Consider the following 19,970-nt stretch of genomic DNA (forward strand, 5'->3'; position numbering starts at 1 on the left):
GGATGCCGATTTAGCCGCGCCGGGCCATGGATGGCCCGTCGCGGCGGCCCGCGGAGCCGTGCCGGAGTGCGGGCATGCCGAGCCTAAGCGAGGCACCGAGTGGTGGGGCAAAGCGTTTTTTGGTTACTTTTTTAGGCGTTTGTAAAAAAGTGACCCGCTGTAAGAGCGGAACCCTAAGTGGCCGTTACCTAAATAACGGATATGTACTCAACCCTCAGGACTTCAGCGCCTTCTTAGGATAAATGTCATACCGACTGGACTTCCCATCCAACGCATGACTCGGCTTCACCCCCTCAATACAAGGCGCCTTACGCGGCCGCTTGACCACCACCCGATGACTGGCCAAAGCCAACGCCGCCGCCAACAACGCCGGCGCATCCGGATCATCCCCCACCAGCGGCCGAAACAACCTCATCTCCTTCTTCACCAACGCCGTCTTCTCCCGATGCGGAAACATCGGATCCAGATAAATCACCTGAGGCGGCTCCCCCTCCCAATCGCGCATCACCTCAATGGAGTTGCCCTTGAGCAACCTCATCCGCGCCACAATCGGCGCCACCTCAAAATCCTCTGCACCTCGCGCCAAGCCATCTTCCAGCAACGCCCCAATCAACGGCTGGCGTTCAATCAGGCTCATCTCGCAACCCAGGCTGGCCAACACAAATGCATCCTTTCCCAACCCAGCGGTAGCATCCAGCACCCTGGGCCGCACGCCCTGCGCCACACCCACCGCCTTGGCAATCATTTGCCCGCTGCCGCCGCCATACAGACGCCGGTGCGCCGCCCCACCCTCCACAAAATCCACCCGCACCGGCCCCGGCGCCTCAGGCCCCAGCTGTTGCAACTGCAGCCCCTGCTCCCCCACCTGCAAGGCAAAGTCCGCCTCATCCAGTTGCAAAGGCAACCCCAGCTGCTCGGCCCAGTGCTGGGCACGTGCCTGAAAACCTTCGGCCAAGGCCTCGACCCGAATGCGGCTGGCCGCTGGTTGTTCGCTCATCGGTGACTACGCTCAAAAATATTAAGGATCGGCAAAAAGCGGCCGATAAAAAAAAGGATCCGGCATTTTGCCAGAGCTGAGCGACGATCGAGAGAAATGTCAGACATTCCTTCGCTATTCACCGGTGTACTGCCGACCCACAACCACTTCGGCCTGCGCAATACCCAAGCGCTGGCCGGCGTCAGTCATGTGTGGCAGGACTTCTTCGCCCAGGCGTTGGCCGAACAGCTCGGCGACACGCCGGGCGCGCTCGCCAAGTCGGTGGCGAAACCTGTGGACCCGGCGGTAGAACCCAGCGAAGGAAGTGACCTGCTGTCGCAGATCGTCACCCAGCGCGCCTGTGATGTGACAGACACCGAGATCGCCCCGCCCGAGCCGCTGTTCCTGCCTATCGCCGAATTCGAACTGGAACTGCTGCCACCGGCCCCGCCACCGTACCCGGCGGAAGAAGTGGTCGCCCAGCAAAAGCAGCAAAACTTCGAAAGCGCCTGGGTGCGCCCGATCGTCCTGGCCGCCGGCCAACCGCTGCCCGAACCGGGTCCGGCGCCGCAACCACGCCCGCTGCATTTGCCGATCGCCGAATTCGAACTGGACCTGCTGCCACCACCACCGCCACCGTTCCCGGCAGAAGAGCTGGTTGAGCAACAGAAAGCCCTGGATTTCGACAGCCGCTGGGCGCGTCCGCTGATCCTGCACAACCTGCGCCTGGCCGCCTGACCCTCAGCGACATACCCACCACCGACCCATGTCCAGATGAAAGTGATTACGGTGGGCGGCGTTGTAATCCGGGCTCAACACCACATTGAAATCCTTGCAGGCGCCGTCGCGCACTTGCCGCAGGAAGCGCGCACGCTCGCCGTCACCCGGCCAATCCTTGAGCACACTGATGGTGCGCCCGTCCGCCAGGCGAAACCCGGCGATATCCAAAGCATTGGCCGACGCATGCTGGCTGAGTCGCCCGTTGGCGCGGTTGTAGATGTTGCGACAGGCAAAGCTGCCCAGGTGATCGACCCGCGTCACTGCCTGGCCAAACACCGCCTGGGCCGCCGGTTGCAGGCTATGGCGCTCGAACAGGGCGAACGCCACGGCCAGCGGGCAACTGGCGAGAAAGCTGCTGCTCAAGCCGACATCAGCGCCTTGGACCCGCAATGTATTGCGCAGCGGGCAAGCCGCGTCGGCAGGGCTGTCCGCCTGATGGGCGACCCGCAGCCCGGAGGTCTTCAGCACTTGGTCACATAGGGCAGGATCATCCTGCAAACGCCCAAGCTTGAATCGGGTCAGCAGGTTCGGGCTTGCCCGCACGTCCAGCGGCGCCCACGGGTTCCACTCATCGGGCAGCGGCACCCAGCCCCGCCACATGCCAACCAACACACCACCTGCCAACACCAGCAGCACGCCCAGCACCTTGAAGAAACGCACGCCTCAGCCCTTGAACAGTTGATTGGCCTGGCTGAACGGCATCGAGCGTTCGGTAAAGGTAAACGTACCCAACTCATGAACCTCCTGGGCCGCCCTGAAGAACTCGCCATAAGCCGCCAGGGCCATCGCCGAACCGACGCTGATGCGCTTGACGCCCATCTCGCTCAACTGCGCCACGCTGAGTTTCAGGGCGCCTGACATCAAGATATTCACGGGCTTGGGTGCAACCGCCTTCACCACCGCCAATACTTCCTCGGCACTGCGCAGGGCCGGTGCATAGAGCACGTCGGCGCCAGCTTCGGCGTAGGCCTGCAGGCGGCGAATGGTGTCGGGCAAATCCAGCCGGCCATGCAGGAGGTTTTCCGCGCGGGCGGTCAGCGTGAAGGGGAATGGCAAACTGCGGGCAGCGGCGACTGCGGCTTCGACGCGCTCCACGGAAAGATCAAAGGGATAGATCGGGTCGACGGCAATTCCGGTGGCGTCTTCGATGGAGCCACCGACAATCCCAGTCGCTGCCGCCCGCAGGATAGTCTCGGCGCAGCCTTCAGGGGTGTCACTGAAGCAGTTTTCCAGGTCGGCGGCGACGGGCAGCGAGGTCGCCTGGACGATCGCCCCGGCATTGCCCAAGGTGTCTTCCAGGGACAACGCACCTTCGGCATCCGGGCGGCCGAGGCTGAAGGCAAAGCCGGCGCTGGTGGTGGCCAGGGCTTCAAACCCCAGGCTGGCGAGCATTTTTGCGGAGCCGGCATCCCATGGATTGGGCATCACGAACGCGCGGTCACGCTCATGCAGGGCCTTGAAGGTTTCGGCGCGAAGGGTTTGGGCATCCATGACTGACTCCTGTCGGGAAAAGGAGCCTTAGAGTAACCCCAGTTGCTCCGCTGCGGGTTCTCGATGCAGGGTGGGCAATGCCGGCAAGCCGGGCAAGCGCAGCATCAATTTCTCATGAAAGCGCAAGGCCAGTTGGGCGGCCAGGCGGTTGTCGGAAGTGTGAAGAAACACGTAGGGCGTACGCCCCCCTTCGATCCAGCCGGCGACCTTTTCAATCCAGGGCACCAGGAACGGATCATTGGCTTCCAACTCCGGATGGCCAATAAAGCGCACTTGCGGAAACTGCGTCAGCGCCGCCGGGCGAGGCGGCACCTTGGGCTTTTTCGATTGGGCGTGCAGCACGGCTGCCGAGGTGGAGGTGCAACTGAACAACGCACGCGGGTCCAGGCAGATGCGCTCGACACCGCGGTCGCGCAGCAAGCGGTTGAGACTGCGCTCGGCATCGCCCTTGGCGAAAAACTCCGAGTGACGCACCTCCACCGCCAACGGTCGCTCCAGCCCGTCGATAAACCCGGCCAACTCACCCAGGCGCTGCGGGGTAAAACTGGCCGGCAGCTGCAGCCACAACGGCGAAATACGTTCGCCCAACGGGCTCATCAACCCCAGGAAACTTTCCGCCGCCGGCAACTGCTCGATCAGGTTGCCGCTGTGGCTGATATCCCCCGGAAACTTGGCCGTGAAGCGAAAATGCTCGGGCATGATTTCAGCCCAGCGCTGCACGGTAGCGACGGAAGGACGGGCGTAGAACGTGGTGTTGCCCTCGACGGCGTTGAAGACCTGGGAATACAGGGCAAGGTAATCGCTGGAGCGGGCGTCGGCGGGATACAGGTATTCGCGCCAGGCGTTTTCACTCCAGGACGGACAACCGAGGTAGTAAGGCAACAGCATCAGATATGGATATCGAGGCCCAGCACTTCCATATCCCATTCGACAAAGCCGGCAGTGGTCAGGTAGCTGGCCAGGGCATTGGCGACGTTTTTGCTCATGGAGCGCGGGAAGATCATGTCTTGCTGGCGGGCAGGAACGCCGCTGGTACGTGCACCGCCGGAACCCTGGGAACGGGTTGAAACAGCAGTGTTGTCAGACTGGATTTCAACAAAGTCGGGCGAGTCTTCGACGGAGTCGTCTACCGTCACGTTCGCCTTGCGAGGCTTGCGCTTGAGGGGGTAGGACTGTGATGAAAAGCCGTCTATGCGCATACATGCGAACTCGGTATCGGTGATGGCATTTTAGTGGCGCTTTCCATGGCGCGCAAATGCTCTGGTGATAACTAGAACACATAATTGGTAAAAGGTTTAAAAGCACGGGCAAATTCTGACGATTGGCTATTTTTTCCTGAAATTGCCCGCACTTTTGACGTCAAATAATCCCGCGTTCAGCCTTGGTCTGCGCCACTTTATCCCGCAGGTACACGGGCGCCGCCTGGTCCGCCGGAATCGCCTCGCCTCGCTCCCAGGCAAAGCGTGCCAGGGCCAGCAGGTCTTCGGCGTGGGGCAGCATCCCGGCATCCTGGCCGGCAAGCGTCACGCCAATGCGCTCGCCGTAGCCCCAGCCGGTGCCGGCACCGAACCAGTCGCCGCTGGCATCGCCCGGCAACGCCGCCGCTTCAGGTGGCAGCACGGCCTCAGCGCCGATCAGGCGCATCTCGCCAGCGGTTTCGCGGTAGCAGCCCCAATACACTTCGTCCATGCGCGCATCGATGGCTGCTGCAACCTGGCTTGCACCGTGCTCGCGAAACGCGCGCTGCGCCAGCACCGCCAGGTTGGACACCGGCAATACCGGACGCTCCAGCGCAAACGCCAACCCCTGGACCACACCGATAGCGATGCGCACGCCGGTGAACGCGCCCGGGCCACGCCCGAATGCGATGGCGTCCACCGCCGACAAGGTGGTGCCCGCGTCCAGCAGCAATTGCTTGATCATCGGCAACAGCTTCTGCGCGTGCAGGCGCGGGATCACCTCGTAGTGGCTCGTAACCTTGCCATCGTGCAGCAGGGCAACGGAGCAAGCTTCAGTCGCGGTGTCCAGGGCCAGCAAGGTGCTCATCGGTGTATGCATCCACGTTGAAAAAAAGTGCGTCAGTATAAACAACAACGGCCCGCAAGCGGGCCGTTGTCAATCAAGCGGATGAACGATCAGATCAGCGCTTCCAGTACTTTGCCAGTGATGGCTTCAACCGAACCCACACCTTCGATGTGGCTGTACTTCGGCTTGCCCTGGGCGGCCGAGAGTTTCTGGTAGAAGTCCACCAGCGGCTTGGTCTGGGAATGGTAGACCGACAGGCGATGACGCACGGTCTCTTCGGTGTCGTCCTTACGCTGTACCAGGTCTTCGCCGGTAACATCGTCCTTGCCCGCGACTTTCGGCGGGTTGTAGACGATGTGGTAGACGCGGCCCGAGGCCTCGTGAACACGACGACCGGCAATACGCTGCACGATCTCTTCGTCTTCAACGGCGATTTCCACCACGTTGTCCAGCTCGACGCCGGCCTTCACCAGGGCTTCAGCCTGGGGAATGGTGCGCGGGAAGCCGTCGAACAGGAAACCGTTCTTGCAGTCTTCCTGGCTGATGCGTTCCTTGACCAGGTTGATGATCAGGTCATCGGAGACCAGGCCGCCGCTGTCCATCACGCTCTTGGCGATCAGGCCCAGCTCGGTGCCGGCCTTGACGGCCGCACGCAGCATGTCGCCGGTGGAGATTTGTGGAATGCCGAATTTTTCAGTGATGAACTTTGCCTGAGTACCTTTACCGGCCCCGGGAGCTCCCAGCAGAATGACGCGCATCGATGTGCTCCTCAATTTTTTATAGAGATGACGCTCGGATTCGCCGCGTGGGGCCAATCTCGGAAATTTTGGGTCCAGGCCGCACAAACGGCCAAAGGCTGATCAAGATACACAGCAGGCCCAAACCACACAAGCCGCCGAAAGTAGGAGAAACCCGCGCCGCGCTGGCTTTACAAGCAGGTACAACCCTGACAGCAAAACGCCGGTCGCCAATTTTACGGCGACCGGCGCGGGGTATCTGCAAGCTATTGAGAACACGCCATAAATGTCAGCCGGTGTTGCGCAAACCAGCGGCAATACCGGCCACAGACACCAGCAGCGCCTGTTCCAGAGGGCTGTCTTGTGCCGCTTCCTGTTGCCGCGATCGGGCCAGCAATTCGGCCTGCAGCAGGTGCAACGGGTCCAGGTAGGTGTTGCGCAGGCGGATGAACTCAAGCGTATCGGGGCTGTGGGCCAGCAGCTGAGACTGGCCAGTCAGGCCAAGCACCACACTGCACGCCTGCGACAATAGGTCGCGTAAGTGCGCGCCCAATGGCAGCAGATCGGGCTGCACCAATCGCTCGTCATACAGCCGGGCGATGTCGGCGTCGGCCTTGGCCAGCACCATTTCCAGCATATCGATGCGGGTACGAAAGAACGGCCACTGCTCGCGCATCTGCCCCAGCAACTCGCCTTCGCCACGCTCCAGGGCATTGTTCAACGCCGCTTCCCAGCCGAGCCAGGCCGGCAGCATCAGGCGGGTCTGGGTCCAGCCGAAGATCCACGGGATCGCCCGCAGGCTTTCAATGCCACCAGCCCGGCGCTTGGCCGGACGACTACCCAGGGGCAAGCGACCCAGTTCCTGCTCCGGCGTGGACTGGCGGAAATACTCGACGAACTGCGGATTTTCCCGCACCACGGCGCGGTAAGCGCTGACACCGTCGGCGGCCAATTCGTCCATCAAGTGGCGCCAGGCCGGCTCCGGTGGTGGCGGTGGCAGCAAGGTTGCCTCCAGCACCGCCGCCAGGTACAGGTTGAGATTCTGCTCGGCGATGTCCGGCAGGCCGAACTTGAAGCGGATCATCTCGCCCTGCTCAGTGGTGCGGAAACGCCCCGCCACCGACCCAGGAGGCTGCGACAGAATCGCCGCGTGAGCCGGGCCGCCGCCGCGGCCTACAGTGCCGCCACGACCGTGGAACAGCAGCAGTTCGACTTGTTGTTCGCGGCAGATTTCCACCAGCCGTTCCTGGGCCCGGTATTGCGCCCAGGCGGCGGCGGTAGTGCCGGCGTCCTTGGCCGAATCCGAGTAGCCGATCATCACTTCCTGCGGGCCCTGCAGGCGGGCGCGATAACCCGGCAACAGCAGCAGTTTCTCGATCACCGGGCCTGCGTTGTCCAGGTCAGCCAGGGTCTCGAACAACGGCACCACACGCATCGGCCGTTGTACGCCGGACTCCTTGAGCAGCAGTTGCACGGCCAACACGTCCGACGCGGCGCCGGCCATGGAGATGACGTAGGAACCCAGGGACGCAGCCGGTGCGGCAGCGATTTCCTTACAGGTGTTCAGCACTTCGGCGGTGTCTGCCGAAGGCTTGAAGTAGCCCGGCAACAAGGGTCGACGGTTGGCCAGTTCCTTCATCAGGAAGCTGATGCGCGCCTCTTCGTCCCAATCCTCGTACCGGCCAAGGCCCAGGTAGTCGGTGATTTCGGTCATGGCCGCGCAGTGGCGGGTGGAGTCCTGGCGTACGTCGAGGCGCACCAGGAACAGCCCGAACGTGACCGCCCGACGCAAGCAATCCAGCAGCGGGCCGTCGGCAATCACACCCATGCCGCAGGTGTGCAGCGACTCGTAGCACAGTTGCAAAGGCTCGAGCAGGTCGCGGTTGTTTTGCAGCACATCGGCGGGCGCCGGCGTGGTGCTGGTCAACGAGGTGTGGGCCCATTGGCGTGTGGCGCGCAGCCGCTCACGCAATTGCTTGAGCAACGCCCGGTAAGGTTCGACGCTGTCACCCACCTTGGCCTGCAATGCCGGGCTGGCCTGTTGCATCGACAGTTCGGAGGCGAGGTGGTCGATGTCGCGCAAGTACAGGTCAGCCGCCATCCAGCGCGCCAGCAACAGCACTTCGCGGGTGACCGGGGCGGTGACGTTGGGGTTGCCGTCGCGGTCGCCGCCCATCCAGGAAGCGAAGCGAATCGGCGCGGCCTCCAGAGGCAGGCGCAGGCCGGTCGCGGCATGCAAAGCGTGATCGGCCTTGCGCAAATAATTCGGGATGGCGTGCCACAACGAATGCTCGATCACCGCAAAGCCCCACTTGGCTTCGTCTACCGGCGTGGGCCGGGTGCGGCGGATTTCTTCGGTGTGCCAGGCTTCGGCGATCAGGCGTTGCAGGCGATTGCGGATCTGCTCGCGCTCGGCGGTGGTGAGGTCGCGGTGATCCTGCAGGGCCAGTTGTGCGGCGATGGCGTCGTATTTCTGGATCAGGGTGCGGCGGGCGACTTCGGTGGGGTGAGCGGTGAGCACCAGTTCGATTTCCAGCCGACCCAACTGGCGCGCCAGGGATTCGCTGCTGTGGCCTTCACTCTGCAGGCGCGCCAGCAGTTCCGGCAGCACCCGCGACTCGAACGGCGCCGGGGTTGATTCATCACGGCGGTGGATCAACTGATACTGTTCGGCGATATTGGCCAGGTTGAGAAACTGGTTGAAGGCCCGCGCCACCGGCAGCAGTTCGTCTTCCTTGAGTTGATTGAGGCTGGCGCTCAGCTCTTCGCCGGCCACCTGCTCCGAGGCTGCGCCACGGCGGTCGGCCTTGGCGCCTTTACGGATCTGCTCGATCTTGTCGAGGAATTCATCGCCGTACTGTTCTCGAATCGTGTTGCCCAACAGTTCACCCAGCAGGTGAACATCCTCACGCAAACGTGCATCGATATCGCTCATCAGCCAATCTCCAGCAGAAAATCCGGGACGCTTTGATCTTCAAGAGTGCCGCCCACGGCGACGTCTTACAAGGAACTTTAAACCTTGTGAGTTGCAGCTAGTCTCAACAGTAAGCCGCAGCGTTATCCGCGCTGGCCGGCTGGTCACTCATCATCGCCCGCGTACCGTGGGCTCCATTGAGGTTGCCATGAAAATCCGAGAACTGGCCCAGCATTGGGAAGAAAACGCCAAGGGTCGCCTGACCAAAACCGAATACGCCATCCATCTGGACGTGGAAGCCGCCGCCAGGCTGGCGGCGATCTCCGAGATGTACCCCAAACGCCATACCGAAGAACTGCTCGGCGAGTTGATTGGCGCAGCCCTCGAAGAGCTGGAAGCGAGCTTTCCCTACATCAAGGGCAAGCAGGTGATTGCCACCGATGAGGAAGGCGATCCGCTGTATGAGGATGTCGGCCCAACCCCACGTTTTCTCAGCCTGTCACGGCGTTACCTGCACGATTTGTCAGCTCAGTCCGACAAGCAGAAACACTAGTAAACCTGCGCCTCAAACCCCTTAACCTCCCGTATTCAGGGCCTCCCACAGGCCCTGGATACCGCTGCGCCATGCAAAAGTTCCAACTTTTAAACGCTGACCGTTCAGTCAAATATTTTTTTAGGCAAATCGCCATCTTCGCTGAACTATTCAAAAAAGCCTCCGGTCACAGCCAGTAAGCCATCACTTGGAACAGCCGTTTGAATAGGCGTCCTGAGCTAACCGCCGGGCCCCGCAGACACTGCAAGCCGGAGATGGATTTGATGTTTTTCAGGAGTTACCTAATGGAGTTGAAGACGATGAAGACCAGCACTGCCAAAACCTCGTTTAACCACCTGCGCGGGCTTAAATTGGCCGCGCTGGCAATCGGCACCAGCTTCGTACTGGCTGGCTGCGCCGGCAACCCGCCGACCGAGCAATACGCTGTGACCCAATCTGCGGTGAACAGCGCTGTCAGCGCCGGCGGTACCGAGTTCGCAGCCGTGGAGATGAAGTCTGCCCAGGACAAACTGAAGCAAGCTGAAATCGCCATGCACGACAAGAACTACGACGAAGCCCGTCGCCTGGCCGAACAGTCCGAGTGGGACGCTCGCGTAGCAGAGCGTAAAGCCCAGGCTGCCAAGGCCGAACAGGCTGTGAAGGATTCCCAGAAAGCTGTTCAGGAGCTGCGTCAGGAAGGCATGCGCCCGGCTGTGATCCAGCCGCAACAGTAAGCCGCCGCCCCTGATTGCATTGCACCCGAAACCGAATTGAAAGGACGACACGACTATGCGTAAACAATTGATGATCCCTGCCCTGCTGGCGATGAGCGTTGCTCTGGCGGCTTGCTCCACCCCGCCGAACCAGAACCTGGAAAATGCTCGGACCAACTTCTCGGCCCTGCAAGCCAACCCGCAAGCCACCAAGGTAGCGGCGCTGGAAACCAAAGACGCCAGCGACTGGCTGGACAAGGCTGACAAGGCCTACCGCGACAAGGAAGACCAGAAGAAGGTCGACCAACTGGCCTACCTGACCAACCAGCGCGTTGAAGTGGCCAAGGACACCATCGTCCTGCGTGAGTCCGAAGCCAAGCTGAAAAACGCCGGTGACGAACGTGCCCGCGCCCTGCTGCAGGCCCGTGACGCGCAGATCAAGCAACTGCAAGACAGCTTGAACGCCAAGCAGACTGATCGCGGCACGCTGGTGACCTTTGGTGACGTGCTGTTCGCCACCAACAAGTCGGACCTCAAGTCCAGCGGCCTGGTGAACATCACCAAGCTGGCGCAGTTCCTGCGCGATAACCCGGACCGTAAAGTGATCGTCGAAGGCTACACCGACAGCACCGGTTCCGACTCGTACAACCAGAGCCTGTCCGAGCGCCGCGCCGCTTCGGTACAGCGCGCACTGGCCAACCAGGGTGTGGATATCTCGCGCATCGTGACCCAGGGCTATGGCAAGGAATACCCGGTTGCCGATAACGGCAGCGTTTCGGGCCGCGCCATGAACCGCCGCGTTGAAGTGACCATCTCTAACGACAACCAGCCGGTCAAGCCACGTTCTTCAATGGCCAACTGATCGATTGATGCTGGAAAAAAAAACCCACGTTACTGTGGGTTTTTTTTCGGGTCGTCGAACCGGACAGGTCGGTTGGGATCCTCGGCTGGTAGCTCTATCTTCCCGCCGTAGCCATGTTCCGACAGCTTGTCGAGCAAGTGCTTGAGCTTATGATCCTCGGCGTCGAGCATTTCCAGCTTCTCGTGCCCCCTGAGCATGTTCACCATGTTGCTTATTGCAGCAATATCTATCGCCACCTTCTCGCCCCGACTCGTGTAAATCACATCGCTTCTGTGGTGCGTTACGCAATACGGTTCCAGATATTTCCATCATCAACTACGACTGCACCGGAGGGCCCAGCCCGCACACCACGCCGCCCGCTCCGTCGCTGAATGATCGTTTGAGGCCGCATGAAAAATCCCGCCAAATGGCGGGATTCTTTTATTTGCAGGCCAGGAATCAAGAGGTCCCAGTGCGCTTCAAGAGCATCGGGTCAGTAGCTTACTTGCGCCGAGTTATCCTGCTCCGGAGCCGCCTGCCCTTTGAGTTGGGCCAGCTCCGCCTCGAGCCTCTTGAGCCTTTCCTCAAGGCTTTCTTCGCCCTGCGCGCCCTGTGCACCACCGCCTCCTTGGGCGATCTGGTTCTTCAACTTCTGAATCTCTTGTTCCAATTGCTGAAGTCGCGAATCACCTCCCCCCGCACCGGCAGTGAATGGGGAAGACGAGTTGTTTACGCGAGGAATGTCCATTCAAGTGACTCCAAATTAAGTATCCGAGATAACCGATCCAGCGCTGCTGGCCAGTACGGAATCTGTGGCAATCCACTTAAAATGGTTCCAGACCTTTCCCACTTGACTCGCGCTACTGCTCCAATTGCGGCGTTTCCTGCCCCATGCAACGCACCGCCTGTTTCTTGCTGTTCACCAGTACGCCGGTCAGCCCTTTCTGTTCGGTATCAAACAGCACCAGCACGCCATCAACGCATTGCGCCACCTGGGCGGCCGGGGTCAGGGAGATTTTGTAGTCCTCGCCCGGCACGGTCTTGAGCATGGTGAAGTCGCTGAGCAGCAACGCATCCTCGGGCTTGGCGAAGTGCAAATAGCCGTAGTACCACAGGCAGCCAACGGTACCGATGATGGTGCCGATGCCGGTGAGGATCAGGGGGATCATGTTGCGTTCTTCGCTCATTGCGGGTTCTCTGCGTTGGAATTCGGGGCCGCCGGGTAATTGGGGATTTCCCCCAGGCGGCGCAGCCCGTTGAAATGCTGGGGGTCGTCCAGGTAGCGCAGCATCACGGTTTGCCAGGTCTTGTCGGCAAAGGTTTGCACGTGGCCACCCCGGGTCAGTTGCAGCACCCGCGGTGGCGGCGCAGCCTGATACAGACGAATGCCGTTGGAGAGCGGCACGATCGGGTCATCCAGGCTATGGAACAACAATTTCGGCACGCCGGTCAGCCGGGGCATGGCGTTGATCGCACTGTCGCCGTCCGGCACCAGCCACGACAACGGCACCTGGAACGGCCATGTTAGCCAGGAGGTGCTGAGGGCGAATTGTCCTACGTCACGATAACTGGCCGGCACACCATCCAGTACCAGCGCCTTGAGCTGCGGCTGACGTTCGGGATGTTCCGCCAGGTAGTGCACCACTAACGCGCCGCCCAGGCTTTGGCCCAGCACGATCAGTGGCTGGCCCTGGGTGTCGGGGGCGTTGTCGATCCACTTGAAAGCGGCGTCGATGTCCTGGTAAACCGCCGGCAGCGAAGGTTCGCCTTCGGACAACCCGTAGCCGCGATAGTCCACCAACAGCACTTGATAGCCCTGCTCCGGCAGCCACCAACTGCCGCCGAGGTGCCAGGCGAGATTGCCGCCATTGCCGTGCAGGTGCAGCACCGTGCCCTTGAGCGGCACGCCGGCCTTGGCCGGCAGCCACCAGGCGTGGAGCTTCAGGCCATCGGCGGTGGTCAATGTGACGTCACGGTATTGCAGGCGAGCCTTTTCCGGGGTGAACGGCATGCCGCGCTCCGGATAGAACAATAAGGAGCTGCAGCCGTTAAGGGTCAGTAGCAGGCAAAGAATGCCGAGGATTCTCATCCGTTGAAGCCTCGTGAATGGGTTGGGAACGATCCTGAAGACCTATGGAGATCAAAGGTGGGAGCGGGCTTGCTCGCGAATGCGGTGATTCAGTAACCACATCTGTTGCTGATACACCGCATTCGCGAGCAAGCCCGCTCCCACATTTTGACTGAGTTCCTTCAGAGATTTCGTTAAAGGATATTGGAGTAATCCGCCTCGATCCGGTCCAGGCTCAAATGGTTGAGGAAGTTGGAGAAACACATCCACGCCGCCAACGCATTCATGTCGCGGAACTGATCCGGCAGGTATTTGGGTGGCACCACCAGACCTTCGTCCACCAGTTGGCGCAGGGTACGCATGTCTTCCAGGGTGGTCTTGCCGCAGAACAGCAGCGGCACTTGCTCCAGCTTGCCTTTGCGCACGGCCAACTGAATGTAGTTGTAAACCATGATAAAGCCCTTGAGGTAGGACAAATCCTTGGTAAACGGCAGACCCGTAGGCGTCGACCCACGGAAAACCCGGCTCGCGTTGCCGTAGCTTTCCGCCATCTCAAAGCCCTGCTCACGGAAGAACTCGAACACCTGCAGGAAGTCGGCTCCCTGCTCCACCATATGAATGGCGCGAGTGCGGTTGGTCAGCTTGCGCAGGCGGCTGGGGTAGGAGGCGAAGGTGATAATTTCCATCAGGATCGCCAGGCCTTCCTGGGTCACGGTCGACGAGGGCGGGCCCTTGGACAGGAAGGTGCAGATCGGCTGGTTTTGCCCATTGAGGGTGGTGCCCACGTGCACCAGGCCTTCATGGACCTCCAGGGCGCGCACGTCGCGGTCGTTGAACATCGCGTCGGCGCGGATCTTGATGTAGTCGGCACCTGCCGCCGCGTCCGCCACGATACCGTCGGACTCGAACACCCGGATGGTTTCCTCGGCCTCGCCGAATACCTTGTTCAGGCGGCTCTGCAGCAGGTTGACGGCGTCCTTGGCGGTCAGGGTCTTGGCTTCGTCCTTGAGGTCGCCACGGCCATCGATATTGTTCAGGTAGTCCGACATCATCAGGCCGAGGTCGGCCAGGGTCGGGTCACCGGCATGGAACGCATCGGAAGCGGCGCCATACAGCTCCTGGGAGATCAGGCCGAAATCCTCGGTGCCCCGCGCTTCGAGCATGCGCACCACCATGCGGTATTCCTTGCACATGCGCCGCATGATCTGCCCAACCGGGTTGAACTGGCCAAGCTGGCGGGTGATGTCGCGCTCGATGTTCTGGAACTCCAGCTTCACCGCGCTGGAATCGAACGACAGCGGCCGGGTCAGGTAGTAGTCGCGGTCCACCGCCGGCATTTCCTTGCCCTTGGCCTTGAGGAATCCCTGGCGAATATTCTCGTCCCACTTCACGGCGTCGAGGACGCGAATCGGTGTTTGCGCCAGCACAATGCGATCGGACAAGGCGCGTATCGTCTGCTGGTAATCGTCCACCCGGTACTTCCTCTTTAAACGTTATTTGCCTGCACGCTGGTAGCGCACGGCTTCGACGAACACATCGGCATTGGCCGGATCATCCAGGTACGCAAATACCCGGGCCATGGAACTGTCGATCAACACACCGGCACCCTCGACGGTTTCGACGGTGCTGCCACTCAGGACCTTCTGGCCGACCGCCTGGTGGACCTGATCCAGGTCGAGGTTGTAGACCACCAGCTCGTGCTCATCATTCAATTCGAACCCGGCGAGGATGTAATGCCCGCCGAACCTGGCCGGCAATGGCGCCGACAGATACCAGCGGCTGCCATGCCGGGAAACCGTGAACAGGTATTCATCCCGCTGGCCCGGCTTGGCCTTAGGGTAGCTCACGGCTTTGTAGCGGTGCTTACCGACGCGGCTGATTTGCAGGTTGAGCGGCTCACCCCAGGCGTTTTTGCTGGCCCATTTGCCAAGCAGACCATCAGGCGCCGCCTCGCTGGCGGGCAACGGGTCCTTGAAGGTCACCAGGCAACCGCTGAGCAACAGGAACGACAAGGCGATCACGACGACGCGCCAGGCTTTCATTGGACAATCCCCTGTGTCAGACCGAAGCCAACACCAAATGCATGTAACGCTTGAGGATCTCAAGCATTTCTTCGCTGGTCAGAGGCTCTGCGCCGCCCAGCAGGCCCTGATATTCCATCCGACCGATAATCGCCGTCAACACTTTGGCATCCTGTTGCGGCTCGCGGGAACCCAATACCTGGAAAAACTGGCAAGTGCCCTGCAGCAGGATTTGCTGGTGGGAGCGCACCAGCTCGGCCAGGCGCGGGTTCAGCAGCGCTTCCTGGCGAAACGCCTGCTCGGCCATCAGGTGCTCACGGCGGTTGAGCAATTGGCGTTGCACGTAATCGGCGGTCAGGCGCGCGATGTCATCGGCCAGTTGCGAGCGCGACTGCGGGCTGCCGTCGCCATAAGCCACCATCTCGCGCAGCAGGCCTTCGTTACGCACCCACAACTTGCCCATGAACGCGGCGCTGCGCTCCACATATTGGGCGAAGGTGTCGGTGAGCAGGTCGTCGATGTCCTTGAAGTAATAGGTGGTGGCCGACAACGGCACACCGGCTTCCGCCGCCACCGCACGGTGACGCACGGCACGCACGCCTTCGCGTACCACGATGCGCATCGCTGCATCGAGAATGTCCTGCCTGCGCTGCTCACTGCCCCGGCGACTGGCCTTGCGGCCCTGGTACTGAACACTTTCAGCCACGGCAGCGGCAATGCCGGCGGCACCCTTTTGAGCCATTACGCGGTTCACGACGGATCTTCCTCCACAGTGTGACGCGGAGCGTCACGGGCTGCGTTCCCACGCAGAGCGTGGGAACGATCACCTGGCGCTGTTTACTTGACGCTTATAAACGCCACATAAAAAAGCCGCCTTATAAAAGGCGGCTTCGGATTTCGCTACGGTTACGCTTGTGGCCGCATGTGCGGGAACAAGATCACGTCACGGATCGACGGCGAGTTGGTCAACAACATCACCAACCGGTCGATGCCGATACCTTCACCGGCGGTAGGCGGCATGCCGTATTCCAGGGCGCGTACGAAGTCGGCGTCGTAGTGCATCGCCTCGTCGTCGCCAGCGTCCTTGTCAGCCACCTGGGCCATGAAGCGCTCGGCCTGGTCTTCGGCGTCGTTCAGCTCGGAGTAGGCGTTGGCGATTTCACGGCCGCCGATGAACAGCTCGAAACGGTCGGTGACGTTCGGGTTGTCATCGTTGCGACGGGCCAGCGGCGACACTTCGAACGGGTACTGGGTAATGAAGTGCGGCTGCTCCAGCTTGTGCTCCACCAGCTCTTCGAAAATCATCACCTGCAATTTGCCCAGGCCTTCGAAGCCCAGCACCTTGGCGCCGGCTTTCTTGGCGATGGCGCGGGCCTTGTCGATGTCGTTCAGGTCATCGGCGGTCAGCTCAGGGTTGTACTTGAGGATCGAATCGAACACCGACAGGCGCACGAACGGCTCGCCGAAGTGGAACACCTTGTCGCCGTACGGCACGTCGGTGGTGCCCAGGACCAGTTGCGCCAGTTCGCGGAACAGTTCCTCGGTCAGGTCCATGTTGTCTTCGTAGTCGGCGTAGGCCTGGTAGAACTCCAACATGGTGAATTCAGGGTTGTGACGGGTCGAAACGCCTTCGTTACGGAAGTTGCGGTTGATCTCGAACACTTTTTCGAAGCCGCCAACAACAAGCCGCTTGAGGTACAGCTCAGGCGCAATACGCAGGAACATTTCCATGTCCAGCGCGTTGTGGTGGGTTTCGAACGGCTTGGCTGCGGCACCACCCGGGATGGTTTGCAGCATCGGTGTTTCAACTTCGAGGAAGTCACGCTTCATCAGGAAGCTGCGGATGTGCGCAATAACCTGCGAACGCACGCGGAAGGTCTGGCGCACTTCTTCGTTGACGATCAGGTCAACGTAGCGCTGGCGATAGCGCTGCTCGGTGTCGGTCAGGCCGTGGTGCTTGTCCGGCAGCGGGCGCAGGGATTTGGTCAGCAGGCGCACGCTGGTCATTTCAACGTACAGGTCACCCTTGCCGGAACGGGCCAGGGTGCCTTCGGCGGCAATGATGTCGCCCATGTCCCAGGTTTTTACCGAGGCCAGGGTTTCTTCGGACAGGGTTTTACGGTTGACGTAGACCTGGATGCGACCGGTCATGTCCTGGATCACCATGAACGAGCCACGGTTGAGCATGATGCGACCGGCAACCTTGACCGGGATTGCAGCCTCTGCCAGCTCTTCCTTGGTCTTGTCCGCGTACTGTTTCTGCAAGGCATCGCAGTAGTTTTCGCGGCGGAAGTCGTTCGGGAAGGCATTGCCCTTGGCGCGCTCGGCAGCAAGCTTTTCCTTGCGCAGGGCGATCAGGGAGTTTTCTTCCTGTTGCAGGGCTTGCGGGTCGAGTTGTTGGTCGCTCATGTCTTTAAATTTTCCATCAGGTTCGTTGTCCCCGGCCTGCGGCCGGGGATCGCCGGCAAGCCGGCTCCTACAAAGGAGTTACAGGCCAGATTTCAGGCTGGCTTCCAGGTATTCGTCGATATCACCGTCGAGCACCTTGTCGCAGTCGCTGCGTTCGATGTTGGTACGCAGATCCTTGATCCGCGACGCGTCGAGCACATACGAGCGGATCTGGTGACCCCAGCCGATATCCGACTTGGTGTCTTCCAGCGCCTGGGACGCGGCGTTGCGTTTCTGCATTTCCTGCTCGTACAACTTGGCCCGCAGCATTTTCATGGCGGTGTCCTTGTTCGCGTGCTGGGAACGTTCGTTCTGGCAGCTCACCACGGTATTGGTCGGTACGTGGGTAATACGTACGGCCGAGTCGGTGGTGTTTACGTGCTGGCCACCGGCACCGGAGGAACGGTAGGTGTCGATCCGCAGGTCTGCCGGGTTGATCTCGATTTCCACCTTGTCGTCGATCTCTGGCGAGACGAAAACGGCGGAGAACGACGTGTGGCGACGGTTGCCGGAGTCGAACGGGCTCTTGCGCACCAGGCGGTGTACGCCGATCTCGGTCCGCAGCCAGCCAAAGGCGTATTCGCCCTTGATGTGCACGGTCGCGCCCTTGATGCCGGCGACTTCACCGGCCGACAGTTCCATGATGGTCGCGTCGAAACCGCGTTTGTCGGCCCAGCGCAGGTACATGCGCAACAGGATGTTGGCCCAGTCCTGGGCTTCGGTGCCGCCGGAACCGGCCTGGATGTCCAGGTAGGCGTTGTTCGGGTCCATTTCATGGCTGAACATGCGGCGAAATTCGAGTTTGGCGAGGTTTTCCTCGAGACGGGCCAGCTCGGCGACGACATCGCCCACTGCGCCTTCGTCGTTTTCTTCGACGGCCATGTCCAGCAGGTCGCGGCAATCGCCCAGACCGGTGTTCAATTCGTCGAGGGTGTCGACGATCTGCGCCAGCGCAGCGCGCTCGCGGCCCAGTTCCTGGGCGTATTCAGGTTTGTTCCAGACAGCCGGATCTTCAAGCTCGCGATTGACTTCGGTCAGACGCTCATGCTTTTGATCGTAGTCAAAGATACCCCCGAATAGTTTCGGAGCGCTCGGACAGGTCCTTGATGGTGTTAAGGATCGGGTTGATTTCCATGGCGGGCAGCACTCGTTGGCGAACTTTTGAAAGCCGACGAGTATAACGACAAACGGCTGATAACGGCAGTCCGCTTGGCCGAAAAGGCGGGGATATGCACCATCCAGACAGCGATGAAGATCAAATGTGGGAGCGGGCTTGCTCGCGAATGCGGTGGTTCAGTCGCCAGATGCATTGACTGACACACCGCATTCGCGAGCAAGCCCGCTCCCACATTAGGTCTGCGACATCCCGCAGACCGTATTCCCTACTCGATCCCCACCTGATTGCGCCCATTGTGCTTGGCCAGGTACAGGCCCTTGTCCGCCGCCGAGATCAATTGCCGGCAATCGGTGCCCTGCACCGGGGTCATGGTCGCCAAGCCAATACTGATGGTCAGGCTCGCCCCTTCTGCCGGGGCAATGTGCGGGATTTTCAGGCTCGCCACCGCCTGGCGCAGCTTCTCGGCCACCAGCCGCGCACCGCCCGGCGAGGTATTGGGCAGCACCAGGGCAAACTCTTCACCGCCATAACGCGCCGGCAAATCCGAAGGACGGCTGCTGGCATCACGAATGGTCGCCGCCACCTTGCGTAACGCCTCGTCGCCTTCCAGGTGGCCGAAACTGTCGTTGTAGGTCTTGAAGAAGTCCACGTCGATCATCAGCAGCGACAGTTGGGTCTGGTCACGCATGGCGCGGCGCCATTCCAGTTCCAGGTATTCGTCGAAATGCCGGCGATTGGACAGCCCGGTCAGGCCGTCGGAGTTCATCAGCCGTTGCAGCACCAGGTTGGTGTCCAGCAACTGCTGTTGGCTGACCCGCAGCGCCCGGTAGGCCGCGTCCCGTTGCAACAGGGTCATGTAGGAGCGCGAGTGATAGCGGATGCGCGCCACCAGTTCGATGTTATCCGGCAGCTTGACCAGGTAATCGTTGGCCCCGGCAGCAAACGCCGCGCTCTTGATCAGCGGGTCTTCCTTGGTGGAAAGCACGATGATCGGGATGTTCTGCGTCGCCGGGTGATTGCGGTATTCGCGCACCAGGGTCAGGCCATCGAGACCCGGCATCACCAGGTCCTGCAGGATCACCGTCGGCTTGATACGGATCGCCTGGGCAATGGCCTGGTGCGGGTCGGCGCAAAAGTGGAAGTCGATATTGTCTTCATGGGCCAGGCCCCGGCGTACGGCCTCGCCGATCATCGCCTGGTCGTCGACGAGCAGCACCATGGCGGCGTTTTCGTCGGTCTTGAAGTCGTCGAGCTGCAAATCATTCATTTACGGTCACCTGAATTACTACCTGCAGGCCAGGACAGCG

22 protein-coding genes are annotated in these 19,970 nt (G+C 61.0%); 4 read left to right on the forward strand and 18 right to left on the reverse strand.

Annotation, left to right across the window (positions count from 1 at the left end; translation table 11 throughout):
• Positions 1–214 precede the first annotated feature (214 nt).
• Positions 215–997, reverse strand: a complete 783-nt coding sequence (locus tag HX821_RS27770) for a class I SAM-dependent methyltransferase (RefSeq protein ID WP_003219204.1) — start codon at positions 995–997, stop codon at positions 215–217.
• Between the two features lie 96 nt (positions 998–1,093).
• Between HX821_RS27770 and HX821_RS27775 the strand changes: the two genes are divergently transcribed.
• Complete coding sequence (locus HX821_RS27775) at positions 1,094–1,714, forward strand: energy transducer TonB (RefSeq protein ID WP_102368219.1); 621 nt, start codon at positions 1,094–1,096, stop codon at positions 1,712–1,714.
• A 3-nt stretch (positions 1,715–1,717) separates the two neighbouring features.
• On the opposite strand, the gene HX821_RS27780 is transcribed toward HX821_RS27775, so the two are convergent.
• The 7 genes from HX821_RS27780 to ppc form a co-directional block, all read right to left on the reverse strand.
• Entirely contained in the window at positions 1,718–2,416 is a 699-nt protein-coding gene (locus tag HX821_RS27780) for an extensin family protein (protein ID WP_177036996.1), read from the reverse strand.
• 3 nt (positions 2,417–2,419) lie between these two features.
• Complete coding sequence (locus tag HX821_RS27785) at positions 2,420–3,247, reverse strand: oxaloacetate decarboxylase (protein ID WP_102368218.1); 828 nt, start codon at positions 3,245–3,247, stop codon at positions 2,420–2,422.
• 27 nt (positions 3,248–3,274) lie between these two features.
• Positions 3,275–4,135, reverse strand: coding sequence for a DUF72 domain-containing protein (locus HX821_RS27790; RefSeq protein WP_177036998.1), 861 nt, complete (start codon positions 4,133–4,135; stop codon positions 3,275–3,277).
• A complete protein-coding gene (locus tag HX821_RS27795; protein ID WP_003219213.1) occupies positions 4,135–4,446 on the reverse strand; it encodes a hypothetical protein in 312 nt (103 codons plus the stop codon). The genes HX821_RS27790 and HX821_RS27795 overlap by 1 nt, the downstream gene beginning before the upstream one ends.
• 160 nt (positions 4,447–4,606) lie before the next feature.
• Positions 4,607–5,293: a tRNA (adenosine(37)-N6)-threonylcarbamoyltransferase complex dimerization subunit type 1 TsaB gene (gene tsaB, locus HX821_RS27800; protein WP_177037000.1), complete on the reverse strand. Its 687-nt coding sequence runs from the start codon at positions 5,291–5,293 to the stop codon at positions 4,607–4,609.
• Between the two features lie 89 nt (positions 5,294–5,382).
• Positions 5,383–6,030, reverse strand: coding sequence for an adenylate kinase (gene adk, locus HX821_RS27805; RefSeq protein ID WP_102368215.1), 648 nt, complete (start codon positions 6,028–6,030; stop codon positions 5,383–5,385).
• A gap of 268 nt (positions 6,031–6,298) precedes the next feature.
• Positions 6,299–8,944: a phosphoenolpyruvate carboxylase gene (ppc, locus tag HX821_RS27810; RefSeq protein ID WP_008431100.1), complete on the reverse strand. Its 2,646-nt coding sequence runs from the start codon at positions 8,942–8,944 to the stop codon at positions 6,299–6,301.
• 187 nt (positions 8,945–9,131) lie between these two features.
• Here ppc and HX821_RS27815 point away from each other — a divergent pair, with 187 nt between their 5' ends.
• The 3 genes from HX821_RS27815 (at position 9,132) to HX821_RS27825 (ending at position 11,030) form a co-directional block, all read left to right on the forward strand.
• A complete protein-coding gene (locus tag HX821_RS27815; RefSeq protein WP_003219222.1) occupies positions 9,132–9,476 on the forward strand; it encodes a hypothetical protein in 345 nt (114 codons plus the stop codon).
• 284 nt (positions 9,477–9,760) lie between these two features.
• Positions 9,761–10,189, forward strand: a complete 429-nt coding sequence (locus HX821_RS27820; protein WP_003219226.1) for a DUF4398 domain-containing protein — start codon at positions 9,761–9,763, stop codon at positions 10,187–10,189.
• Between the two features lie 55 nt (positions 10,190–10,244).
• Positions 10,245–11,030, forward strand: coding sequence for an OmpA family protein (locus HX821_RS27825; RefSeq protein ID WP_003219227.1), 786 nt, complete (start codon positions 10,245–10,247; stop codon positions 11,028–11,030).
• A 29-nt stretch (positions 11,031–11,059) separates the two neighbouring features.
• Here the strand turns inward: HX821_RS27825 and HX821_RS27830 are convergent, their stop codons facing one another.
• The 10 genes from HX821_RS27830 to HX821_RS27875 all read right to left on the reverse strand — a co-directional run bounded on the left by HX821_RS27830 (position 11,060) and on the right by HX821_RS27875 (position 19,930).
• On the reverse strand, positions 11,060–11,293 hold the full coding sequence (locus HX821_RS27830) for a hypothetical protein (protein ID WP_008431103.1): 234 nt from the start codon (positions 11,291–11,293) through the stop codon (positions 11,060–11,062).
• Between the two features lie 209 nt (positions 11,294–11,502).
• A complete protein-coding gene (locus tag HX821_RS27835) occupies positions 11,503–11,757 on the reverse strand; it encodes a FlxA-like family protein (protein ID WP_102368212.1) in 255 nt (84 codons plus the stop codon).
• Between the two features lie 112 nt (positions 11,758–11,869).
• A complete protein-coding gene (locus tag HX821_RS27840) occupies positions 11,870–12,196 on the reverse strand; it encodes a hypothetical protein (RefSeq protein ID WP_003219233.1) in 327 nt (108 codons plus the stop codon).
• Positions 12,193–13,098 carry an alpha/beta hydrolase gene (locus HX821_RS27845; protein ID WP_177037002.1) on the reverse strand — a complete coding sequence of 302 codons (906 nt, stop codon included), beginning with the start codon at positions 13,096–13,098 and terminating at the stop codon, positions 12,193–12,195. The genes HX821_RS27840 and HX821_RS27845 overlap by 4 nt, the downstream gene beginning before the upstream one ends.
• 173 nt (positions 13,099–13,271) lie before the next feature.
• Positions 13,272–14,549, reverse strand: a complete 1,278-nt coding sequence (locus tag HX821_RS27850) for a flavohemoglobin expression-modulating QEGLA motif protein (RefSeq protein ID WP_003219237.1) — start codon at positions 14,547–14,549, stop codon at positions 13,272–13,274.
• Positions 14,550–14,570: 21 nt separating this feature from the next.
• Complete coding sequence (locus HX821_RS27855) at positions 14,571–15,119, reverse strand: hypothetical protein (protein ID WP_003219239.1); 549 nt, start codon at positions 15,117–15,119, stop codon at positions 14,571–14,573.
• A gap of 16 nt (positions 15,120–15,135) precedes the next feature.
• The gene (locus HX821_RS27860; RefSeq protein ID WP_023659125.1) at positions 15,136–15,852 is read right to left on the reverse strand and encodes a TetR/AcrR family transcriptional regulator; all 717 of its coding nucleotides are present in this window, start codon (positions 15,850–15,852) and stop codon (positions 15,136–15,138) included.
• A gap of 152 nt (positions 15,853–16,004) precedes the next feature.
• Positions 16,005–17,507 (reverse strand): lysine--tRNA ligase, encoded by a 1,503-nt coding sequence (gene lysS / locus HX821_RS27865; protein WP_003219243.1) that lies wholly within the window; start codon positions 17,505–17,507, stop codon positions 16,005–16,007.
• Between the two features lie 78 nt (positions 17,508–17,585).
• Positions 17,586–18,681 (reverse strand): peptide chain release factor 2 gene (gene prfB / locus HX821_RS27870; RefSeq protein WP_096236834.1). Its coding sequence is split into 2 segments (ribosomal slippage): positions 17,586–18,608 and positions 18,610–18,681, totalling 1,095 coding nucleotides; the frame shifts between segments, so codons are not numbered across the junction.
• A 247-nt stretch (positions 18,682–18,928) separates the two neighbouring features.
• Positions 18,929–19,930: a diguanylate cyclase gene (locus HX821_RS27875; protein WP_003219248.1), complete on the reverse strand. Its 1,002-nt coding sequence runs from the start codon at positions 19,928–19,930 to the stop codon at positions 18,929–18,931.
• Between the last annotated feature and the right edge of the window lie 40 nt (positions 19,931–19,970).

The sequence above is a fragment of the Pseudomonas sp. B6001 genome, assembly GCF_013386015.1.
In the GTDB taxonomy this organism is placed as follows: Bacteria; Pseudomonadota; Gammaproteobacteria; order Pseudomonadales; family Pseudomonadaceae; genus Aquipseudomonas.